Genomic DNA, 22,870 nt, shown 5'->3' with positions numbered 1-22,870 from the left:
AGTAAAGCTAGAAATCTGACTTTAGAATTTCATAAGCTGCAATCGGTATAAAACTATGGTGGATACTATTATCTTTATGATACCTTTATTATAAAATAATTACTATAATTCAGTACAAAAAAAAACAATTCAGGGTAGAAGCATCTCATTTTTACAAATGACTCAAAAAAGTTGGGTTATAAACAAGCTAGTAAAAGCCTAAAAAAGGATTATGTGAGGTAAAAAAAAACTAATTTTTGGCGACCAACAACAAATAAAAACATTTGAAAACCTTGGTAAAATTTTTCTACAAAAATACTGTTAAAACCGAGATAAAAATTTTTAACACTACAGAAAAATAGATAGGCAAGCAAATGTTTTAACAAATAAGACAATAACTAGCTACATTCTTCAATGTTGTCAATAAACTAGAAAAACTTCAAATAGAATCATAATAAATCCACTTAACATTACAGAGAATTAAATGGAATAGTTTTGGTCAAATATTAATTGATTATAATATTTTTTCTTGTTTTGACTAAGACTCGCCGACTTTCGGAAACGCCAGAGTCTTTTTTTAATAAAAAACTATATAAACTTGTAATTTCCTGAAAGTAATATGATAGAACTTGAAGCGGCGATGGTGAATAGTTCAGATTCACCGGCATTCATCTGAGTTAGTAACAAAATACCGATAACAGGCAAAATTTTGTTGAACTGGATTTTCACCGAGGCCTGTTCTAACCGCTACAACTGTTTCGTAAAGCCCATTTCAGGCTTAAAATACCTTGATTGATTCAGCGGATTTAAAAAAAAATATTTTTGAGTTGCGTATTTTTACAGATAAAAGTTTCTGTAGTTTCACGTAGAGAGATTTCTTCAAAAATACGGATGTTAACGGATTCTACAGCAAGATAGAATCAAGCTGAGAAAATAAAAACCGTTAGAAATCCCATTTTTTGTGAATAGAAGCAAGTGCATCGGCTCTAGATATGAACCCTTAAACACGGATCAGTTTCCGGCAATTAACGGTTTAAGCTAAATGGTGTTCTCAGTAAATTTACCATTTAAAGTGTTTTTAACAATACATCTTAAAAAGAAAGATTAAAGTATATTAAGAACTTAATCTTTTTTATAAATTTATCTCGCTAGGAGCGGCAAAATATGTTAAGTCCTAACCTTGACAGGGGCGTAGCTCAAACCGGCAGCTGGCAAAATCATCAACAACAACCGGCACCCCCAGCCTCAGACAATCTAGCGACGAATCCCCCAGAAAACAACCCCTTAGCGCTAACGCTGTGTCATGTCATAGAGCAGCATCAGAAGCGAGGAGAAGTGGAAAAGCTCAAGCGGGAATTGCAAGCCAGTGAAGCGCGTTTCCACAATCTTATCCTCAACAACGCGGATGGCATGGTGATTATAGACCGTACGGGAAGCGTCTGCTTTGCCAACCGGGCCGCACAAGCGCTGTTTAACCGCACAAGCGCCGAACTCGTGGGAGAACAATTTTTTAACCGGCTGGTTGCTGTCCCTAAAAACAGTGAGATCGCAACAGAAATTCTCACCCCCCCAGCGGCAAGCAGCGCAACGGAAGTCCAGATGGTGCAAACCCAATTGGTAGAAATTCGCTGCAAGGGAGAAACACCCCCGCACAAAGTTTGTATGGCTCAACTGCGTATTGTGGAAACCGAGTGGGAGGGGCAAATCGCCCACCTGGCAACCCTGCGGGACACCACAGAACACCAGGAAACACAACAAGCACTCCAACAAAGCAACTCATTGCTGAAAGCCCAACAAGAGGCATCACCCGACGGAATTTTAGTGGTTGGGGAAAATAGCAAAGTGATCTCCCATAACACCCGCTTTCGCCAGATGTGGGAGATTCCAGAAGGCACACTCGCTGCCGGTGAAGACCAACTTCTGTATAACTGGGTATTTGAGAGCTTGCGAGAACCCGAAGAATTTATCGCCAAACTAGAGTATCTCGACGCGCATCCAGAGCAAACCAGCCACGATGAAATTTACCTGAAAGATGGGCGCATTTTCGAGCGCGACTCCACACCGGCATTCCTTCCAGATGGCAAATTTGCCGGCAGAATTTGGTATTTCCGCGACATCAGCAAGGGCAACCGGGCGGAAGTTGAAACCTTGCGGCAAAGTGAAGAACTGTTCCGCACCCTTTTTGAAAAAGCAGCCGTTGGTATCGCAATTGCCGATCTCAAAGATGGACGGATTCTCAACAGCAATTGTGCATTGCAACAGATGTTGAGTTACAGTGCCTTAGAATTGCACAGCAAGACGTTCCAAGACTTTACCCATCCAGACGATCTCGCTGCCGATCTTACACTTCACCGCGAAATGATTGCCGGCAAGCGAGAGCACTTTCAACTAGAAAAGCGCTACATCAGCAAAAATGGCCAAGTAATTTGGAGCCGGCTGAGTGCTTCAATTGCTCACGATCATCAAGGCAAACCTCAGTTTTCTATTGGCGTGATTGAAAACATCACGGAACACAAACAAGCACTAGAAGCCTTGCAACACAGCGAGGCAAGGTTCCAAAAACTTGCAACCAATCTTCCGGGGGCAATTTACCAATTCCTGTTGCGAACCGACGGATCTGTGGCGTTTCCCTACATCAGTGCTGGTTGTGTCGAATTGTGCGGATTAACCCCCGAACAAATCCAGCAAAATGCGCTTGTGCTGATCGCCTGCATACATCCCGACGACCGGCAGCAGTTTGAAGAATCCGTCGCGCTTAGCGCCCAAACCCTACAGCCTTGGCAGTGGGAAGGCCGGTTTGTCTTCGGAGATTCATACAAATGGATTCAAGCGGCATCGCGTCCGGAACGAACCCCCACAGGCGATATTATCTGGGATGGTTTGTTAATCGACGTTACAGAACGGAAGCAGGCAGAGGAAACGCTGTTGCGCGTCACACAAGCCGTGGAAAGTTCAAGTGATGCCATCTCCATTACCGATGCCACCGGCACACCCATCTATCACAATCGAGCATTTCTAAATCTGTTTGAATACACAGTGGAAGAAATGATCACTGCCGACGGGCCATCCGCAATTTGCACCAACCCCGCTGAGGCAGAGTCGATGATTTCAGCACTGCAAGCCGGTCTTTGCTGGAGTGGGGAATTGACAGCTCAAAGCCGCACCGGCAAGACGATGCAAATTTTCTTACGTGCTAATGCCATTATCAACAAAGCCGGCGAAATGGTGGGAGTGGTGGGCATTCATACCGACATCACGGAACGCAAGCGCTCAGAACTCGCCTTGCGCCAGTCAGAAGCTCAGTTAAGACAGCAAACTCAACAGCTTGAGCGCACGCTCCAAGAGCTAAAACAAACGCAATCCCAGCTTATCCAAACGGAAAAAATGTCTGGTCTCGGACAAATGGTGGCCGGCATTGCCCACGAACTGAATAACCCCGTTAGCTTTATCTACGGGAATGTTGCCTATGCCAATGACTATATTCACGACTTGTTGGGGTTAGTCTCTCGCTACCTGCAGCGCGACCAAGCCAGACAGAGTGAGGCAGCGGAAGATGAGATTGCCCAATACGCCCAAGAAATCAATCTTGAATTTCTGCTAGAAGATTTACCTAAATTGCTGTCCTCTTTAAAAGTCGGTGCTGAACGCATCCGGGATCTGGTTCTGAGCTTGCGTAACTTCAGCCGTTTAGATGAAGCGCAAATGAAGCCAGTGAATATTCATGAGGGAATTGATAGCACGCTGTTAATTTTGCAAAACCGGCTCAGAGCAAAGGGAAGCCTACCCAAAATTGAGATAGTGAAAGAATACGGTGAACTGCCGCTCGTAGACTGTCATGCCGGCCAGTTAAATCAAGTCTTTATGAACATCCTCACCAATGCCATTGACGCCTTGGAAGAGGACGCAAAACCGGAAAATTCCCCTTCCGGCTTCACGGCAAACACTTCCCCACCTGCCACGATTCGCATTCACACCTCGCTCTCACAAACTCAAAAACCTCACAGCAAGGACTCAGTCCGCAGCACGTCTATCGTGATTCGCATTGCTGATAATGGTGCCGGTATCCCCTTGGAACTCCAAGGCAAACTCTTCGATCCCTTCTTTACAACCAAGCCGGTCGGGAAAGGCATCGGTTTAGGACTTTCCATCGCCTACCAAATTATTGTTGAGAAGCATGGCGGCGTTTTAAACTGTTTTTCACAGCCTGGTGAGGGAACAGAGTTTGTCATTGAAATTCCCATTCATCAGAATATCCCACCGGCAAGCCCGTCAATTTAATCCACCACTCAGCCAAATATGTTAATTGAAATGACACCCAATTTGGTTGCCGGCCTGAAATTAATTTTTCTCTTTCCTCTTCCCTAATTAACGGCGAGCTTATTGCTCTTACCCGTCTCGCTTTCCTCAACCGCTCTGGTTTTGTCTGTCTTGCTTGTTCAGATTTAAGAATTTAATCCCATAAAATCTGTTAGGCAATGAATTAAAATTTAGCTGGAAACAGGAAAATTCAAAGCGTAGCTGCTTAATCGCTCGTCTCTTAAAGGGGAGAAAACACTGAAGTGCTAGACTTGGTTGAGGAGGGAACCAATTTTTTAATGGGAACCATAGAAAAAATCTTTGAAAATCCTATTTATAACCTTGTAAAATTTCTCAACTTTTATACTTGTGGCCAGTCATTCCACAAGCCTGAGCCATGCCTGTGAAAAACTCGCTTTTTGATTCATCAGACTCTGAGTGTGCAATTAACCGTTACCCTTTAATTGTTAGTCCCCAAACCTCAGTTGGGGAAGTGATTGCTCTGATGAACCAGACACAGAGCAGTTGCGCGATGGTGGTGGAAACATCGGCAGAGATACCCGCTTTGCTGGGGATTTTCACAGAGCAAGATGTGGTACGTCTGGCTACCGGCGAACATCTGGGAAAATGCCGGCGCAGCAAAATTACACGCGTGATGAATTCTTCGCCGATTGTCATTTCGCCGGCAGAAACTGAAGATATTTTAACTGTATATAACTTATTGTGCGAACATCAGATTCGTCACCTGCCGGTGGTCGATCCTCAAGGCCGGCTCGTCGGATTAATTACTCAAGAAAGCTTGTTGCACGTACTTCATAAACCCGGCAGCGACTCGTGTAGAAACCACTGTCTGATCAGCAACTTACAAACATCAGAAAGTCGCTTACCTCCCAGCCGTAATCAGCACAGTGCCGGCACATTAGCAAGCGAGGGCGCTCGATTCCGCTCTCTGATTGAAAATAGATTATTAGATCTCGTTCATTGCGACACTCAATCCATCGTCAAGGCGCGAACTCAGGAAGAACAAGCACCTCAAAAATCGCTGCCACAAGAAGAGGAGCCGGCACAACTCGATCAACAACTGCTGAAAGTCGAACTGGCAGAAGAAGTGATATTTCTTCAAGCCACCTTGCTTGATCAAGTACCCAGTGCAGTTATTGCTACCGATAATGCCGGCAACATTATCTATTGGAATAAATTTGCTGAACAACTTTATCAGTGGTCGGCAGCAGAAGCCATCGGTAAATCAGTTCTTGAAATCTTATGTCTGGATACAAACAAAGCACTAGCTCAAGAAATTATCGACTCCTTGCTTGAAACCGGCCAGTGGGAAGGAGAATTTACAGTGCAGCGCAAAGACGGAACCAGCTTTGTGGCAATAGTCAGAGATTCCGTCATTACAAACCAGATGGGCGCAGCGATTGGAATCGTTGGCATCTCAGTTGATATTACCAACCGCAAGCAGATGGAAGAAGCGCTTAGGCAAAGTGAAGAACGCTTTCGCCGGCTGGTTGAAACCATGAACGAAGGCTTGATCATCTGCGATGCCAATGGACTCGTTACCTACGTCAATGAGAAGTTTGGAGCCATGTTAGGATACTCCCCAGCATCGCTGCTAGGCCGGCATCTTCTCCAATTTCCCCATAAAAATAATCAGGAACGTTTGGAAGAAGAAATTGCTAAACGTCAGCGAGGCGAGAGCAGTTCTTATGAATTAGAATTGACTCGTAAAGATGGGCAACAGTTATTTGCTCTTGTCTCTTCAACACCGATTCTAGACACGGATGGCAAATTTCAAGGAGCTTTTGCCGTCTTTACAGATATCACAGATCGCAAGCGTTATGAAGAGCAATTAAAAAATTATCAAATTCATCTTGAAGAACTTGTTCAACTCCGCACAGATGAAAAAACTAAAGTAATCTCTCAATTGCAAAAGACCAACGAACAGCTCAAACAGGAAATTGCATCCCGTCAATTGCTTGTCTCATCCTTGCAATCTTCCCAGCGTTTTATCCAGCGAATTAACGACACCACACCCCATATTGTTTATCTCTACGATTTGATTGAAGATCGCAATATTTATATTAACCAGCAGTTCACAGAGCTGTTGGGCTATTCGACAACTGCCTTTGACACAGCGGCAGCAAAATTTTTGATAAAAAAATTGCATCCCAATGATCGCCCAGCCATCAAAGAGCTACAGCGGCAAACGATGAACGCTCAGGATGGAGATGTGGTTGAAGGCGAATACCGGCTACAGCACGCAAATGGCGAATGGCGCTGGTTTCGTAGCCGGCAGGTTATTTTTACCAGAGATAGTGCCGGCGTGCCCCAGCAGATTTTGGGTACTTGTGATGATATCACCGAACGCAAACAATCAGAAGAAGCACTGAGAAAAAGTGAAGACCGCTACCGTGCCTTTGTCGCTCAAAGTTCTGAGGCAATTTCCTGTTTTGAATTTGAGCCGGCTATCTCAGTTGCAATCAGCGAAGACGAGCAAATTCAGCAGATTTTTCAAAACGCTCACCTGGCGGAGTGTAATGATGTCCTGGCTCAAATATATGGCTTTAACTCAGCCTCCGAAATTTCAGGCATCCGAATCAGTAACCTTGTTCCGTATATAAACGGGCACTATATTGAACAACTGCGTGCCCTGATTCGTTCAGGCTACCGGCTCGACAAGCTAGAATCCCATGAGGTTGATGCTTGGGGAACTGCCAAATATTTCTTAACAAGCGCCGTCGGCATTATTGAAAATGGCTTTCTCGTGCGACTGTGGACAACACAACTCGACATCACCGAGCGCAAACAGATGGAGCAAGCACTGCAGCTCACTCAGCAGCACCTACAGCATTTGCTTGGTTCCAGTCCCGCAGTGATCTACAGTGCCGATATTTCCTCTGACTGGGGCACGAACTTTATCAGCGAAAATGTGACGGGACTGCTGGGTTATCAACCTTATGAGTTCACAGAAGATGCGAAGTTTTGGCGGCAGCGCATTCATCCAGACGACGTGGGAACAGCCTTGGCTGCGATAGCGGTGCTGTTTGAGCAAAAACATCACACGGATGAATACCGCTTTTTGCGTAAAGATGGTTCTTACCGCTGGATGCGCGATGAAAGGCGGCTGATTTGTGATGCCGGTGGTAATCCTTTAGAAGTTGTTGGTTACTGGGCGGATATCACAACGCAAAAGGCGGCAGAGGAAGAAATTTATAAAGCCTTGGCGCAAGAAAAAGAACTTTCTGAGCTGAGATCCCGGTTTATCACCCTCACATCCCATGAGTTCCGCACGCCTTTGTGCACGATCCTTTCATCTGCAGATCTGCTGGAGTTTTACCTGGAACAAGAGACTTCGCAAAAATACTTAGAACATATCCACCGGATTCAACTTGCTGCTGTACACATGACGCAGATGTTAAACGACATTCTGCTGATTGATAAATCTGATGCCGGCAAGTTGGAGTGTAATCCTGCGCCGCTGAATCTAGAAGCGTTTTGCCGGCAGATGGTTGAACAGGTGCAAAGCAGCAATGGTGCAGCCTCTCAGTACACGATCACGTTTAAACATGACGGTTGCTGTGCGGATGTTTGGATGGATGAAAAGTTATTACGTCACATTTTTATTAGCTTGCTTTCTAATGCCATTAAATATTCAGAACCCTCACAGCCCATCCTTTTTGAACTAATTTTTCCGAATGAAGAATTAATATTAAACAATCAAACAGGGGAAGCGCCGGCTCAACAACTGCTCAATTCTTATGGGTTGCCGGTGAATGCTCCTGTCGTTATCTTTCGCATTCAAGACAGGGGGATTGGGATTCCTGTTGAAGATCAGCCGCGAATTTTTGAGTCGTTTTATCGAGGCAGCAATTTGCACAACCAACCGGGCACAGGTTTGGGGTTGGCAATTGTTAAAAAATCTGTTGAGGCTCACAGCGGCCAGCTTCTGCTGGAAAGCGAAGTGGGTGCCGGCACAACGTTTACTGTGATCCTGCCACTACACAGCCCAACAGTCGCGGAACTGGAGGCAACCCCTGAGCGCATGAGGTAAATTAAGCAGCTGAGAAAAAGCTTTAAAATATTTTTTCCTCCAGCGCGACTATATCGATTTTTCCTCTATTGCTATCGCCTTTTCCCTGGCAGTAGAACTCTGTACTTATACGGAATCATTTAACCGTACAAGTACGGAAATCAAGTTTCTCAAGTTTTACTGATGCCTCTTTCATGGAGAGGGCTTACTATCTACATATTGCTAAGTTCAGCAACAGAGGCAAAAAATCATGTCTTGCAGACACATAATCTTGCAATTCGTCAAAAACCCGTATTGTTACATTTGTTGATTGACTGATGTAAGTGTATACTAAAGCTGAACGTTACAAAAATATATATAAAGACACACAAGTGTCAATAAGATTTCTTAAAGCTTCAGCAGTCTTGGGAATGGTGGCGTATGTTTATCACTGATAGTAGCCAGTTTAGAGCTGATAGCGCGGTTAACCCGAACCAGCGTCAGGGTGCAACGGAGAAAATACCTGACTTACATCACACGATTCCTAAAGATGCCGCTCCTGAAATTCATGAAGCCATCAATTATGTATGGAATTTGCTGAAACAACCTTTTGCGACGAACCAGTTAGGACAGCCTTTGTCCGCTTGCAAACTTGGGCCTTGTGAAGAACAGCAAGAGTTACACGTAGAAGTGGAACAGCTCAAGCAACAAATCCGAGCCAGTGAAGCTCGTTTCAGAAATATCATTGACAAGAATGCAGATGCAATTGTGATTGTTAATGCCGACGGCCTTGTTCATTTTGCCAACCCCTCAGCAGAATCGCTGTTTAATTGCACAGCCAGTCAATTGTTAGGTCAAGACTTCTTTGGCAAGCTGGTTGTCGAACGGCAAGCCTGTGAGATAGACACCGGCACAATACGCAGGATTGGCACAACCGCAAAGAAAGATACACGGGTTGTGCAAACGCAAGTCGATCTCATCCGCAACGACAGGGAAAACACCATTGCGGAAATGCGAATTGTGGAGACTGAGTGGGAGGGACAAAGAGCATTTCTGGCTTCCTTGCGCGACATCACAGAACGTAAGCGTGCAGAGGAAGCCTTGCGCCAATCAGAAGCGCGATTGAGAGAGCAAACGCAACAGCTAGAAAAAACCTTAAGCGAACTCAAACAAACGCAAGCGCAACTGGTTCAGAGTGAGAAGATGTCTTCTCTCGGACAAATGGTTGCCGGTGTCGCTCATGAAATTAATAACCCTGTTAATTTCATCACCGGCAATCTTGGTCACGCCAAACACTATGCTTCGGATTTGCTCAGTCTTTTGCATCTCTACGAAAAGCACTATCCCAACCCGGTTCGGGAAATTGTAGCTAAACGTGAAGCGGTTGATATCGATTTTCTCAGCCAAGACTTTCCCAAACTCATGTACTCAATGAATGTCGGCGCTGAGCGTATCCGTGAAATTGTGATCTCGTTGCGTAACTTCTCTCGCCTCGATCAAGCGGAAATGAAGCCGGTGAATATCCACGAAGGAATTGACAGTACGTTAATGATTTTGCAAAACCGGCTCAAAAGCACTGCCAGTTATTCAGGGATTTCGGTGATTAAAGAGTTCGGGGAATTGCCCAAAGTTGAGTGCTATGCCGGCCAGCTCAATCAAGTGTTTATGAATCTTCTCTCTAACGCGATTGATGCTTTGGAACAGCAGCCGTCTCCACGAACAATCTCTATTTCCACCTCACTCAGTTCTAAGTCCACAGTCATCATTCGCATTGCTGACAATGGGCCAGGTATTCCCCTGTCCCATCAAAACAAGCTTTTTGATCCATTTTTTACGACCAAACCTGTGGGTGCCGGCACTGGCTTAGGACTATCGATTTCTTACCAAATTATTGTTGAAAAACATGGAGGCATTTTGAAGTGCGTCTCGAAACCCAATCAGGGAGCTGAGTTTTGGGTAGAAATTCCGATTCGCGCTAACGTGCCGGTGGAAACCTTGTAGCAGCCGGTAAAAATTAAGGTTGGCAAGGCAAAGGAAAGCCCCGACTACTTAACCCGTTTCTTTTGCCTACCAGTTTTTTTGCAGCAAAAATTAGAAGATGAGAAGGTGCCGCACCTGGAACTAAACCGTTGCCGGCACAAATGTGCAATTTCATTCAATAATGATGTTTAATATTTTTCCGATTATTTAAAAGTTATTATTTGTTAATTAAAAATTAGAAATTTAGTTATTAACTCTTTAAGTTATTATAATTTATTTACAATCTTTCTAAGATTTTTTCTATATAAATACTCTATAGTTAGTTAATAATTATCACAAAAAGCTTCGTATACGGGCATTTTTCTGTTGAAAACATGACAAACTATTAAAGCTATTATATATTTTTTATATTAAATTGTGTTAAAAAGTATTTATGTATTCCCTTTTTAAAAGAGTGGGAAATCGATTTTCAAGCAAACTTGACATAACACCAGCACCCAAAACATTTTGCATGGTTCCATCACTGTCTGTTGAGCATAAAGGTTTAGTTTGGCAGGGCTATCACAAAAAGATTGTCTGGCTTTCTTTTGAAGAATCGAGAGCTTGCAGAAGTTCTGTTGAGGGAACACTGGCAACCAATTAACAATAAACTGGTCTAAAATTGAGAGGTAGCTATTGAGAGGGAGCTTAAGTTTCGCATAAACCGGCCTACATTACTTAAAAAAGTGTTGGTTATTACATTTCCTTATTTCAACGCTCATACTTAGTCCTTGCATCCGAATCTGCCGGCACAGCCAAAACCGGCATCAAATTGACGCCAAGGCTTTTTTAGGCTTGAAAAGTGAAAAACGAAAGGTGATAATTGACAAAAGGGACAGATCAAGAAAAAAGCAAATATTCGCCTAGCTAGAAAATTGTGAGAAACACTGAGAATGATGTATGGCAGTTTTCAATTTCGTGTAATCCTTAGCTGACACCTTAACTTAAATATTGTTGTCACGATTAAACCTCTAACAAAGGTCCCAACTTTTTTCAACCCATCTGTGTTTATCTGTGTACATTTGTTGTTTATACAAAAAGTATTTTTTAAATCTATGATTAAGCAATTATTTTAAATAAATGTCAATCACTTTATTTTTACTTATAAAAAATTGTATTCAACGCAACGAAGTCTTGGATGAAATTACTCTAAAGAGAAATTTTTAAAAACAAAAAGAATAAAATTCTAAAGGACTTGGTAATCTTTCACTCAGGGAGATGATCAGATGCAGCAAAAAATGAGAGAAAACTGGGAGATAGAAACAAAATTCATCCAAGAAAAAGCCCTAATCCAAGCGCTTCTAAATGCTGCAACCGGCTCAGCTATCATAGTTGATCCCACCGGCACGATCAGAGCACTGAATGGAACAGCAGCTCAAAGACTCGGAAAACTCCCCGGTGAACTCATTGGATTAGCCCTTTACGATCTGTTGCCAAGTGACATTGCCGGCACAAGAAAAATAAAATTTGACGAAGCGATTTGCACCCTTTTACCCCTAGACTTTGAAGACAAAAGCAGCAATCTTTATTTTGAAAATCGCATTGAGCAAGTCTGGGATGGCGTAGAGCTAAACGCTTTAATCGTTTATGAGCGCGAGATTACAGCCCCCAAGCAAGCAGAACCCGTAAAAGCCACTACAGAAAACGCAAACGAACAATACTACCGCGCCATTCTTGATGCCCAAAGCGCAACAATCTGCCGGTTTTTGATAAACGGCACTCTCACCTTTGTTAACCATGCCTGTTACGATTATTTTGGCAAAACGCCAGAACAACTGCTCGGTGAGAAATTTTTCTCTCTTTTTCCAGAACCAGAACGAGTTAAACTCCAACAAAACCTCGGATTTATAAGCAAAGAAAACCCCCACAAAACACTAGAGTTTTTGGCAAGCGAGCCGAACGGAAACACTCGCTATCAACGGTGGACAATTCGCACTATTTTTAACCCAGAAGGGCAGCCGGTTGAATTCCAAGCAGTCGGAGAAGATATTACCGCACAAGTGCAAGCCGAAGCAGCGCTGCGCGAGAAAAAACGTCTTCTCGAACGCATTGCCGAAGCCACGCCCAGTATTATCTATCTCTACGATCTCATTGAGAAGCGAAACGTCTATTGCAACCGCGCGATGTTTGCAAACCTGGGCTACACATCGGCACAAATCCAAGCAATGGGCACGACATTTCTTTCCGAAGTTATGCACACTGAAGATTGGGCAAAAATACAGCTAAACTCCGAAAAATTTGCCAAAGCCAAAGAGGGGGAAATTGTAGAAGGCGAGTACCGGCTGCGACACGCCGGCGGAGAGTGGCGCTGGTTTTACAGCCAGGATACGGTTTTTGCCCGCACAGCCGATGGCCGCCCCCATCTGCTGTTGGGGATTGCTGAAGACATTACCGAACGCAAGCAGACTGAGCTTGATCTGCGTTCGTCTCGGCAGATGTTGCACTTGATCATTGATAATATTCCGCAAGCGATCTTCTGGAAAGATAGAAATTCTGTTTACTTGGGTGCCAACCGTCTGTTTGCCCAAGATGCTGGGCTGGATTCTGTGGAAAACATTGTCGGTAAAACAGATTACGACTTAGCTTGGAGAAAAGAAGAAGCCGACTTTTTCCGCGCGTGTGACCGGCAAGTAATGGAGACAGACACCCCGCAGTATCACATGATTGAAACCCAACTAGAAGCCGATGGCAGGCAAGCTTGGCTAGACACGAATAAAGTGCCCCTCCATGACGCTTCAGGAACGGTAATTGGCATTTTGGGCACTTATGAGGATATAACCGAACGCAAACAAATGGAGGAAGCTCTACAAGCAAGTGAAGAGCGATTTCGCCTGCTGGTGGAGGGAGTGAAAGATTATGCAATTTATCTGCTAGATCCCCAAGGATATGTGATCAGTTGGAATGCCGGCGCACAGCGGATCAAAGGCTATCAGGCCCAGGAGATCATCGGCAGGCATTTTTCTTGCTTTTACCCACTCGAAGACCAGCAGTTAGACAAACCGAATCAGCAGCTAAAAACTTGCGCCGCTACAGGCCGGTTTGAAGGCGAAGGCTGGAGAATTTGCAAAAATGGGTCGCGGTTTTGGGCGAGTGTGGCGCTCAGTGCCTTGCGAGATGAAGCGGGGAAACTGCGGGGTTTTGCGAAAGTCGTGCGCGACATCACGGAACGCCGGCAGGCAGAAGAAGCGTTGCAAAAAGCCAATGAAATTTTAGGCATCAAAGTTGAGGTGCAGACCACAGAATTGCGTGTGGTGATCGAACAATTGCATCAAGAAATTGGACAGCGGACTCAGGCAGAGGCAGAAGCGCAAAAAAGCCAGCAAAAGTATCGCTCAGTTGTTAATAGTCTCAAAGAAGTTATTTTCCAAACAGACACAGCGGGATCGTGGACATTTCTCAATCCTGCTTGGTATGAAATCACCGGCTTTAGTGTTGAGGAAAGCTTAGGAAAGTTTTTTCTTGAGTTCGTCCATCCCGACGATCAGCCGTGCCAGATCGAGCTATTTCAACAGCTAATTAACGGCGAAAAAGATTACTGCCGGCAAGAAATTCGCTACCTCACCAAACATCATAAAACTTTACACAGCGGTTCTCCCCCAGGTGGGGGAAGTGAAGCGGCGGGCGGCTACAGCTGGCTGGAAGTGTTCGCCCGTCTGAGCACCGACGATTCTGGCGAACTCACCGGCATCACCGGCACCCTCAACGACATTACAGAACGCAAGCAAACCGAGGCGGCGCTACGGGAAAGTGAGGAACGCTTCCGGCGTGCCTTTGAGGATGTGGCCACCGGCATGGCACTTGAGGGACTCGATGGCGGTTACTTGCAGGTTAACCGCGCCTTGTGCCAGATCCTAGGTTATTCAGAATTAGAATTAACGGCAACGACTTCCCAAACGATTACCCATCCAGCAGACTTGCCGATCTGCTTAGAGGCTTACCGCAACTTTGAAACCGGCAAAGTTCACTGCCAGCAGCTCGAAAAGCGCTACATTCATAAAGATGGCCACACAGTTTGGGCGCAGGTGACAAAGTCTCTGATGTATAATCCTGAAGGTCAGCCGCTTTATTATGTCTCCCAGATCCAAGACATCACCGAGCGCAAGCAGGTAGAGGCGGCGCTCCGTGAATCAGAAGTGTTTTTCCGCCAGTTAGCAGAAAATGTTGATGAAGTCTTTTGGATTGTCACTCCAGACTTCGGCCAGATGCTCTACGTTAGTCCAATGTATGAACAAATTTGGGGCCGATCTTGTGAGCAGGTTTATGCCTCACCCCGCTCCTGGCTAGATGCCGTACATTTAGAAGATCGGGAGCAATTGCTGCCGGCACTGGCCGGTTCTCTGGCTAAACCTCAGCAATTTCAATCGAGCGAGATCGTCTTAAATCAGGAGTACCGCATCATTCGACCTGACGGATCTATCCGCTGGATTTGGGATCGCAGCTTTCCCGTTCGCAATGCAGCCGGTGAAGTTTACCGTTTGTGCCGTGTGGCTAAGGATATTACAGGTCGCAAACAGGTAGAAGAAGAACTTCATAAAGCGCTGGCGAAAGAGAAAGAACTTAGTGAATTGCGCTCTCGGTTTGTGACAATGGTTTCTCATGAATTTCGCACACCCCTGTCCACTATCTTGTCTTCAGCAGATTTACTTGAATATTATTGTGAAGAATGGCCCGTTGAGAAAACCGAGAAAAAACTTGAACATTTGGGACGGATTCAAACGGCTGCGGTTAATATGACTCAGTTATTAAATGATGTCTTAGTTATTGGGAGAAATGATGCCGGTAAATTGCCTTTCCACCCCACTTGGGTCGATCTGCCTACCTTCTGCTGCGATTTAATTGAAGAGTTCCAAATCGGTGCCGATAAGTCCCACATCATTGAATTTATTCAAATCAAACCAAAAGTTTCGCATAGCATAGAATCTGTCTACCGTAAATTTACTGAAGTCTGGGCAGATGAAAAACTGCTGCGGCAAATTCTCAGCAATCTGCTGTCAAACGCGCTGAAATACTCCCCCGAAAGAGGGCAAATCAAATTTAAACTCGCTTGTCAGCAGACAGAAGCAATGTTCCAAATCCAAGACAACGGGATTGGGATTCCGCCAGAAGACCAACAGCGACTCTTTGAAGCGTTCCACCGCGCTAAAAATGTTGGAGATATCCCAGGAACCGGCCTCGGTTTAGCTATTGTAAAAAGAGCAGTGGATATGCACAGCGGCTATATTACAGTGAAAAGTGAAGTTGGTATGGGAACTACCTTTACAGTCGCACTGCCATTAACCAACCGGAGCAACTTTGATGAAGAAGATTCTAGTGATTGAGGACGAGAAACCAGTTTTAACCAATATCCTAGAGATTCTCACATCGGGAGGATTTAACTCTATCGGTGCGGATAATGGTGAGCTTGGCGTGCAGTTGGCCAAGGAAAATCCCCCGGATTTGGTTCTGTGCGACATCATGATGCCGCTCTTGGACGGTTATGGGGTGCTGACACTCCTGAGATCCGAGCCGGCTACCGCAGCCATTCCTTTTATTTTTCTCACCGCCAAGGCGGATAAAACAGAACTGCGCCAAGGAATGAACTTAGGCGCAGACGACTATCTCACGAAACCTTTTCGGCGCAAAGAGTTGCTAGAAGCCATTTCTTCGCGGCTTGCCAAACACGCAGCACTGATGCAGCAATATACGGCAGAACGCCAACGTGCTGAAGCACTCAACCAAAAAATGCAGGAACTTCAGCACATGAGTGACACCCAAGAGGAACTTTTAAAGAAGCTGATTTCTGAGCTGTGCGATCCCCTCTCTAACATCAACATGGCAATTCGGCTGCTGAAAAATCCCCCACCCGGAGGCCACAGAGATCGCTATTTAGAGATTTTGCAAGAAGAATTTGAACGCGAAATTGCTTTACTGAATCAGGTTTCTGAGCTACAAAGTCTGCTGACGCCAGATAATATCCGCCTTCTGCGTCAATTCAATCTGCTTAATCAAAAAACCAGGAACTAAAATATGAGCTTGGTTGAAGTGCAAAAGTTTGAGCGCGGGTGGGATTTTTACTTAAGGGGTGGGGATACCTGTTTTCCCAGAGTTGGCTTAAGCTATATCCAGAACGATTGTCTTGACAGCTTTTCTCTCAATTTTGGATGTTGCCGGTTGGAGGCAATTTCGATAGCTGAAAGCTATGTACCCCAAAAAAATCAGCATTTTGGGCAGCGGATCACTCTTTGTCGATCAAACTTACCCGCTCGTATGTTTAATAACGGATAAACTTTTTGTTAAAAAAACTAAAGGATCTTTAAGACATGAAAAATACAATTTCTGCATAAAATCTGTTAGAAAATTAATTTTGGTTGTTAGACAACCGAGCACCAATTGCTGAAGGCATTTGGTGAAAAGATTAACACCTGTTAGGTTGCATCTCTCAATATGGCGGATAAGTCTTTATGCTGTTTTCAAATCTCCCGCAGTCTTTGCACGCTAAAGGTCTGATGCGAAAAATTTTGGTTATTGAAGACGAGGCTCTCGTCCGCGCTAACATTCTGGAAATCCTTGAGGCCGGCGGAGAGTTTAATGCCATCGGTGCAGAGAACGGGAAGATCGGCGTGCGGTTGGCCAAAGAACACCTCCCCGATTTAATTCTGTGCGACATCATGATGCCAGAACTGGATGGATACGGTGTTTTGAATGAACTCAGAACAGACTCAGCTACAGCAGCCATTCCCTTCATTTTTCTTACGGCAAGGGCCGATAGAACGGATATACGTCAAGGGATGAATTTAGGGGCAGACGATTATCTCACCAAGCCTTTTCGACGCAGTGAACTGTTGGGAGTGGTGGCAACTCGTCTGGAAAAACAAGTTGCGGTGCAGCACCAATATAAGACGCAGCAGATGCGATTAATGGCGTCAGTGCAGCAGTTAGAAGAAAGACTGAATTATCTGATTCATTATGACAGCCTAACGAATCTTCCCAATCAGCAATTATTACAACAGCGGCTGCAACAATTGCTGCTTCAAGCCGATCACCATCAAAAGCAGGTGCCAATTTTATCTTTAGATTTAGATCGATTCAACCGCATTAATGAAACCTTAGGACACGCAGTCGGCGATCAACTCCTCAAAGCAGTTGCCACCCGGCTGATTCAAAGCGTTGGAGGAGATGCTAGCACGATCGCGCGTTTGAACGGCGATCAATTTGTGATTGTCTTGCCTCCCGGCGAGGACAATTGGGCGGCGGCAGAGGGTGCCCAGTTGATTCTCAATGCGCTTTCTCAACGTTTTGTGTTGAGCGGTCATGAGATATTTATTACGGCTTGCATTGGGATCGCGGTTTATCCAGACAATGGGCGCGATCTCAGTATGCTACTGCAACACGCAGATGCCGCGCTGTCTCACGCACGAGAAAAAGGGGGAAATCACTTTCAGTTTTACACGCCCCAAATTAATGGCTATTTCTCGAAAACGCTAGCCCTAGAAGCGAGTTTGCATTATGCCTTGGAACGCTCAGAATTTCAGGTTTACTATCAACCTCAAGTAGATTTCAAGACAGGGCTGATCTCTGGTGCGGAAGCACTTTTACGCTGGAATCATCCCCAATGGGGGTTCGTGTCGCCGGCAGACTTTATTCCCCTCGCAGAACAAACCGGCATGATTGTGCCGATTGATCAGTGGGTTTTAGAGAGTGTTTGTACTCAGCTTGCCGAATGGCAATCTCGCGGGTTGCCGCCTTTACGCATTGCAGTGAATCTATCAGGCCGGCAGTTTCACCACTCCAATTTGTGTGAAAATGTTGTTCGGATCTTAACCGAAACCGGCATCAATCCTTGCTATTTGGATTTAGAATTAACCGAACGAATCATCGTGCAAAGAGTTGAAGAAAATATTACCACTTTAAAGCAACTCAAAGCTTTAGGCATTCAAATTTCTATCGATGATTTCGGCACAGGTTACTCTTCTTTAAATTATTTGAAGCAATTTCCTTTTGATACTTTAAAAATTGATCGGTGTTTTGTCTCCAATATTGCGAATGATTCTAAAAACGCAGCGATTACCACGGCGATGATTCAAATGGCTCACAGCTTGAATCTGAAAGTGATTGCAGAAGGCGTGGAAACTGAAGCGGAATTCGCGTTTTTGAAACAAAGTCAATGTGATGAAATGCAGGGCTATTTATTTAGCCGGCCTCTGCCAAAACAAGACTTTGAAAACCTTTTATTATCGGGAAAATCTTTGAAAGTTTCCAATTAAAAAATTATAAAATGAAATCTACAAAAATTAGTATTTTTAATAGAAATATTTCTTGACAAATTGCCAAAATCATGAGGATTGGGAAATTAAGCCGGCTTCAGCTTGCCGGCTCATATTACAGCTTATTCCACCACCGGCCACTCATTCAACGCCAGAACAACCCCCGCTTTCAGAGCCGGCGTCAGTTGCTCATTACTCGCCAAAAGTTCTAATTGCTGACGGGCATTTTCAGGAGCCAGCTGCTTGAGCGCGGCAAGGGCATGAAGCCGCACCCCCACATCTAAGTCTGCCAGCAGATAAATCAGCGAATCTAAAGCCTGCCGGTGTCCCAACTGCCCCAAACCCAACGCAATTGCTTTTCGGATGCTGGGATGCTGAACCAGGGGATGAGAAGAGTGCAGCAGATCCATGAGAATTTCAGCAGCGCGGATAGTCAGCGCCGGCAGTTCCATGCGTCCCAAAACGGCCACGATTTCTTGACCCACCGCACATTCTGTTTGGCCGGCAAGCGCCTGTTGCAAATACTCCAGCGCCTCACTGGTTCCCATCCACCCTAAAGCCCGGATCACCTCAATTTGCAACGCTACAGGAGTTGCAGACGAGCGCAGCACCTCAAACAGCGCCGCAGATGCCGGTGCAGTTTTGAGCCGGCCTAGAGAAATCACCGCTTGCTGGCAAACCTCAAAATTGAAATCCCATAACCGTGCTGTCAGCAGCTTGACTAAATCCAGCTCGTTTTGCAAATCCTGACGCAAACCCAAACCTATTACAGCTTCTCGTCTCACGGGTGCCGCTAAATCATTCAAAGCTTCTACCAGCACCGGCACAATGCGCGGATCGTGGAAAGCAATTAGTGCTTCAATGGCAGCAGCCCTTACCAGCGCTTGCCGGTCATGAACAACACTCAGCAACGGCGCAATTGTTTGGGCGTTACGAATTTGGGCAAGTGCTTTCACCGCAAATAGTCTGGACTCTTCCTCTGCTAAAAGGCTGATTAAAGCATCAATTGCCGATGCCCCTAAGTTTGCCAAAGCCCCCGCTGCCATTGCGTTTAACTCTTCACTTTCAGAGGTTTTTAGCAATGCTACAAGGGCGTTAATCACTGCCGGCTGATTAAATTCTCCCAGAATCCGACCTGCGAACCAGCGCAGTTCCAAATCGGCATCTTCATCTTCTAGAATTTCAATCAGCGGCTCAATCACTGCATTGCCTAAACTTGGGAAAATTTTCGCAACATCCCAGCGCTCTTGAAAATCTCCTGCTTCCAAAATTTCTAATGCCCAAACCAGCAGAATATTGAAATTTTCTAGTTCTGCCGGCTGGGATTTCTCAAGGCCACTTTTCTGATTTTCCCCCATGAGTAGTTGCTGCAAATACTGGGTAAGTAATGACCAGTTTGCTTGCTGCTCGGCTAAACGCGCTTGCTCTAAAATCAAAACATTTGACATCATTAAAGTTCAAAGTTCCCAGGTGTTTTACAAAAATGCTTATCAGAAATTAGCCTGCTGACTTTCTGGAGTGGGATGTCCGCAAAATTTTGCCGGCCTTTAAATTAACCACGTTACTCCAAATTTATCCGCCTGAGCCGATGTTAATGTAAAACGCTCATAATTTTTATGCAGAATACTCATATTTCCAGCAGCGTTATCAGGCAGACCAATTTTATTTCTATTTTAAATAAGTTTAATTTTAGAGCATTTAAACATCAAGTTTACCTATTCTTTGTCAACAGCATCCCCGCAGGGATCGATGGGATGCTGCTTTCGTTAACTCACCTTGACTAGAACAGAATCGCCCTCTATTTTAGCTTCATAGGTTTTCAGCGGTTGTGTTGCCGGCCCTTTGAGGACTTTGCCATCAGGCGCGAAGTCGGAATCATGGCAGGGACAGTCAAACACTTTTTCACCGGCTTGCCACACCACACCACAGCCTTTGTGCGTGCAGGTGGGATTGACTGCTAATAAGCTGCTAGCATCGGCTGGGTTGCGAATAACCAAAACGGGGCCAACGGGGAGTTGTTTGTTGAGGATTTGGCCGGCTTTATCTAATTCTGCGACGCTGCCGGCAACTTGAAATCCCTCACTGCCTGCCGCAGATTGTGGTGTGGTTGTGGAATTGTTGGCTGATGGTGAGGATGGGTTGGTGGCTGCATTTGGAGAACACGCGGCAATCGCCACCGGCAAGGAAGTGGCTAATGCGCCGGCACCAACCCACGTTAAAAATTCACGACGATTCATAGGAGTTCGATGTTAATGGTTATGTTTTTCGCGACTAAGGCTGGCAGAGTGTTGGTTCCCTGTTCTACTAAATGATGCCCCAAGCCTAGTATCTGCTTACCCTCACGCGTAAAAAACCGCAAATTTACGCGAATAGGGCTGGTAACGCTCAACTCCCTATGGTTACAAGAAAATTTTATAGAAATTTTAGGATAATATTAAATAAATTTAATTGAGCGTCCATCGGGTTCAAATTGAACGCAGTTGCCGGTTTCCACCGCAGTCAGACGGCTCAACACTTGACAAAGTGGGGTGATGAAACTGTTGAGCGGATATCCGAATCGGGTTGGTTGTGTCCTTTATTTCTTTGCCGGCATCGTTTACCCACAATGCTGACTTTCTGGGATGTTTCGACAGAAGGGTACTTTTTGATACATTTTTGAATTAAAAAAGCTGAAAATATTTAATTACTGAACTTCTATTATTTTTGAGTAAGTTTTAATTCAGTAAAATCACGTAGGCAATGGCGAAGCTGGGCAGGAGGGTGCATAATTTAAATAGGAACGTCGGCTTGATTTGTTTGATTAATGACGGTTAAAAAGTAAACTTATATGCTGAAAGCGGATTGAACAAATTCAAGAATTCCAAGCACAGCAATAGTTTGTAGTTAAAGATACGATTTAAGTCGGTTGAAATTCTAAATTGGAAAGTGTAGATAAATCAGAATGCCTATGCCGCTAAGCCCTCAAACTCTGTCTTCATTCGATGCCAACTCTATGACTGCTGAAACTTCTGTAACCGATAACGAGAAGAAGCGTCTGGGTAAAGTTTATCTCGTGGGTGCCGGCCCTGGAGATCCAGGGTTACTGACAATCAAGGGTAAGACACTGTTAGAGTGCGCGGATGTGGTGATTTACGATGCCTTGGTTAGTCCGCAGATTTTGGCTTTGATTAGTCCATACGCAGAAAAAATTAATGCCGGCAAGCGCAGCGGGCGTCACTCTTTATTACAGGAAGAAACGACACAACTGTTAATTGAACAAGCGCAGAGTCATGCGGTTGTCGTGCGGCTGAAGGGAGGCGATCCGTTTGTCTTCGGGCGCGGCGGCGAGGAAATGGAAGACTTGGTGGCTGCCGGTGTGGCGGTTGAGGTGGTGCCTGGGGTAACTTCTGGGATTGCCGCGCCGGCTTATGCAGGAATCCCGCTAACGCACCGATCTTATAGTTCTTCGGTGACATTTGTAACCGGCCACGAATCGGCTGGAAAATACCGGCCTGATGTGAACTGGCACGCAATCGCTCACGGTTCAGAAACGATTGTAATTTATATGGGTGTTCGCAATTTGCCCCATATTATTGGTGAGTTGAAGGATGCCGGTTTGAATCTAGAGATGCCGGTGGCGTTGATTCGCTGGGGAACTCGACCGGATCAAGAAGAACTGATTGGCACCTTAGCAACGATTGTGGAACAAGTCGAGGCGACAGGTTTTGAAGCGCCGGCAATTGCTGTGATTGGAAATGTCGTTAATCTTCATCAAGTTTTAGCAAGTTGCAGGCCGGCTGTCTTTTCGTGATGCCGGTGTCTCACTCTCCCAACCATTCCTCACGAGAAACCCCTGCTTGGCGTAACACTCGTTGTAATAAACCGACACTGATGTCACCTTCATGAGGATTGGGAATGATGACAGTAACATCCCCTCGGCGCATTTGGGGATGGCGTCCGCCTGCATACGGCCCTTCAAAGCCAAGCTGATGCAGGCGTTGCACTAAATCACGCCTAGAAACTGGAGTTAATCGGGACATATTTAGATAGCTTCAGTAAGTTGATTGAGGTCAATATCTGCTATGACTGGAATGTGGAGTCCCAAGCGCAACCGCAACGCTATCCAGTCACTCAGCGCCTCTCGTAATTCACGCCGGCAACCTTCTAGGGTGGTGTGAGTTGCCCAGACTCCCTGGAGTCCTGGGATTTCCCCCCAATAGGTTTGATCTTCTTCAATGATTTCATAAACCGCCAGTTCCATAGCCTGGTCAATGTAGCTGGCAAGCATTGGCTTTACTTATTTGTTAACTGCTATTTAAAATAGTACACTTTTTTCTTCGCT

General features: G+C 45.2%; 11 protein-coding genes. 7 read left to right on the top strand and 4 right to left on the bottom strand.

Going from position 1 to position 22,870, the window contains the following annotated elements; genetic code table 11:
* The first annotated feature begins 1,143 nt into the window (after nt 1-1,143).
* From H6F73_RS06640 to H6F73_RS06615, 6 genes are all read left to right on the top strand, one after another.
* Nucleotides 1,144-4,257 carry a PAS domain S-box protein gene (locus H6F73_RS06640; RefSeq protein ID WP_190757987.1) on the top strand — a complete coding sequence of 1,038 codons (3,114 nt, stop codon included), beginning with the start codon at nt 1,144-1,146 and terminating at the stop codon, nt 4,255-4,257.
* 415 nt (nt 4,258-4,672) lie between these two features.
* Nucleotides 4,673-8,329, top strand: coding sequence for a PAS domain S-box protein (locus H6F73_RS06635; protein ID WP_277882586.1), 3,657 nt, complete (start codon nt 4,673-4,675; stop codon nt 8,327-8,329).
* A gap of 399 nt (nt 8,330-8,728) precedes the next feature.
* Nucleotides 8,729-10,288 carry an ATP-binding protein gene (locus H6F73_RS06630; protein ID WP_190757985.1) on the top strand — a complete coding sequence of 520 codons (1,560 nt, stop codon included), beginning with the start codon at nt 8,729-8,731 and terminating at the stop codon, nt 10,286-10,288.
* A 1,244-nt stretch (nt 10,289-11,532) separates the two neighbouring features.
* The gene (locus tag H6F73_RS06625; protein ID WP_190757984.1) at nt 11,533-15,624 is read left to right on the top strand and encodes a PAS domain S-box protein; all 4,092 of its coding nucleotides are present in this window, start codon (nt 11,533-11,535) and stop codon (nt 15,622-15,624) included.
* Nucleotides 15,602-16,309 (top strand): response regulator, encoded by a 708-nt coding sequence (locus tag H6F73_RS06620; RefSeq protein WP_190757983.1) that lies wholly within the window; start codon nt 15,602-15,604, stop codon nt 16,307-16,309. The genes H6F73_RS06625 and H6F73_RS06620 overlap by 23 nt, the downstream gene beginning before the upstream one ends.
* 437 nt (nt 16,310-16,746) lie before the next feature.
* Nucleotides 16,747-18,549, top strand: coding sequence for a GGDEF domain-containing response regulator (locus H6F73_RS06615; protein ID WP_242072350.1), 1,803 nt, complete (start codon nt 16,747-16,749; stop codon nt 18,547-18,549).
* Between the two features lie 122 nt (nt 18,550-18,671).
* Here the strand turns inward: H6F73_RS06615 and H6F73_RS06610 are convergent, their stop codons facing one another.
* Entirely contained in the window at nt 18,672-20,000 is a 1,329-nt protein-coding gene (locus H6F73_RS06610; RefSeq protein ID WP_347239482.1) for a HEAT repeat domain-containing protein, read from the bottom strand.
* A 315-nt stretch (nt 20,001-20,315) separates the two neighbouring features.
* A complete protein-coding gene (locus H6F73_RS06605) occupies nt 20,316-20,786 on the bottom strand; it encodes a ubiquinol-cytochrome c reductase iron-sulfur subunit (RefSeq protein ID WP_190757982.1) in 471 nt (156 codons plus the stop codon).
* A 755-nt stretch (nt 20,787-21,541) separates the two neighbouring features.
* Between H6F73_RS06605 and cobA the strand changes: the two genes are divergently transcribed.
* Nucleotides 21,542-22,339: a uroporphyrinogen-III C-methyltransferase gene (cobA, locus tag H6F73_RS06600; protein WP_190758344.1), complete on the top strand. Its 798-nt coding sequence runs from the start codon at nt 21,542-21,544 to the stop codon at nt 22,337-22,339.
* A 10-nt stretch (nt 22,340-22,349) separates the two neighbouring features.
* Here cobA and H6F73_RS06595 read toward each other — a convergent pair whose 3' ends face one another.
* Both H6F73_RS06595 and H6F73_RS06590 read right to left on the bottom strand, forming a co-directional pair.
* Nucleotides 22,350-22,568 carry a type II toxin-antitoxin system HicA family toxin gene (locus tag H6F73_RS06595; protein ID WP_190757981.1) on the bottom strand — a complete coding sequence of 73 codons (219 nt, stop codon included), beginning with the start codon at nt 22,566-22,568 and terminating at the stop codon, nt 22,350-22,352.
* A 2-nt stretch (nt 22,569-22,570) separates the two neighbouring features.
* Nucleotides 22,571-22,816: a type II toxin-antitoxin system HicB family antitoxin gene (locus tag H6F73_RS06590; protein ID WP_190757980.1), complete on the bottom strand. Its 246-nt coding sequence runs from the start codon at nt 22,814-22,816 to the stop codon at nt 22,571-22,573.
* Nucleotides 22,817-22,870 lie beyond the last annotated feature (54 nt).

The organism is Microcoleus sp. FACHB-68 (assembly GCF_014695715.1).
In the GTDB taxonomy this organism is placed as follows: Bacteria; Cyanobacteriota; Cyanobacteriia; order Cyanobacteriales; family Oscillatoriaceae; genus FACHB-68.
The sequence above is the reverse complement of the archived record's forward strand: the minus strand, read 5'-3'. Positions and strand labels throughout refer to the sequence as shown.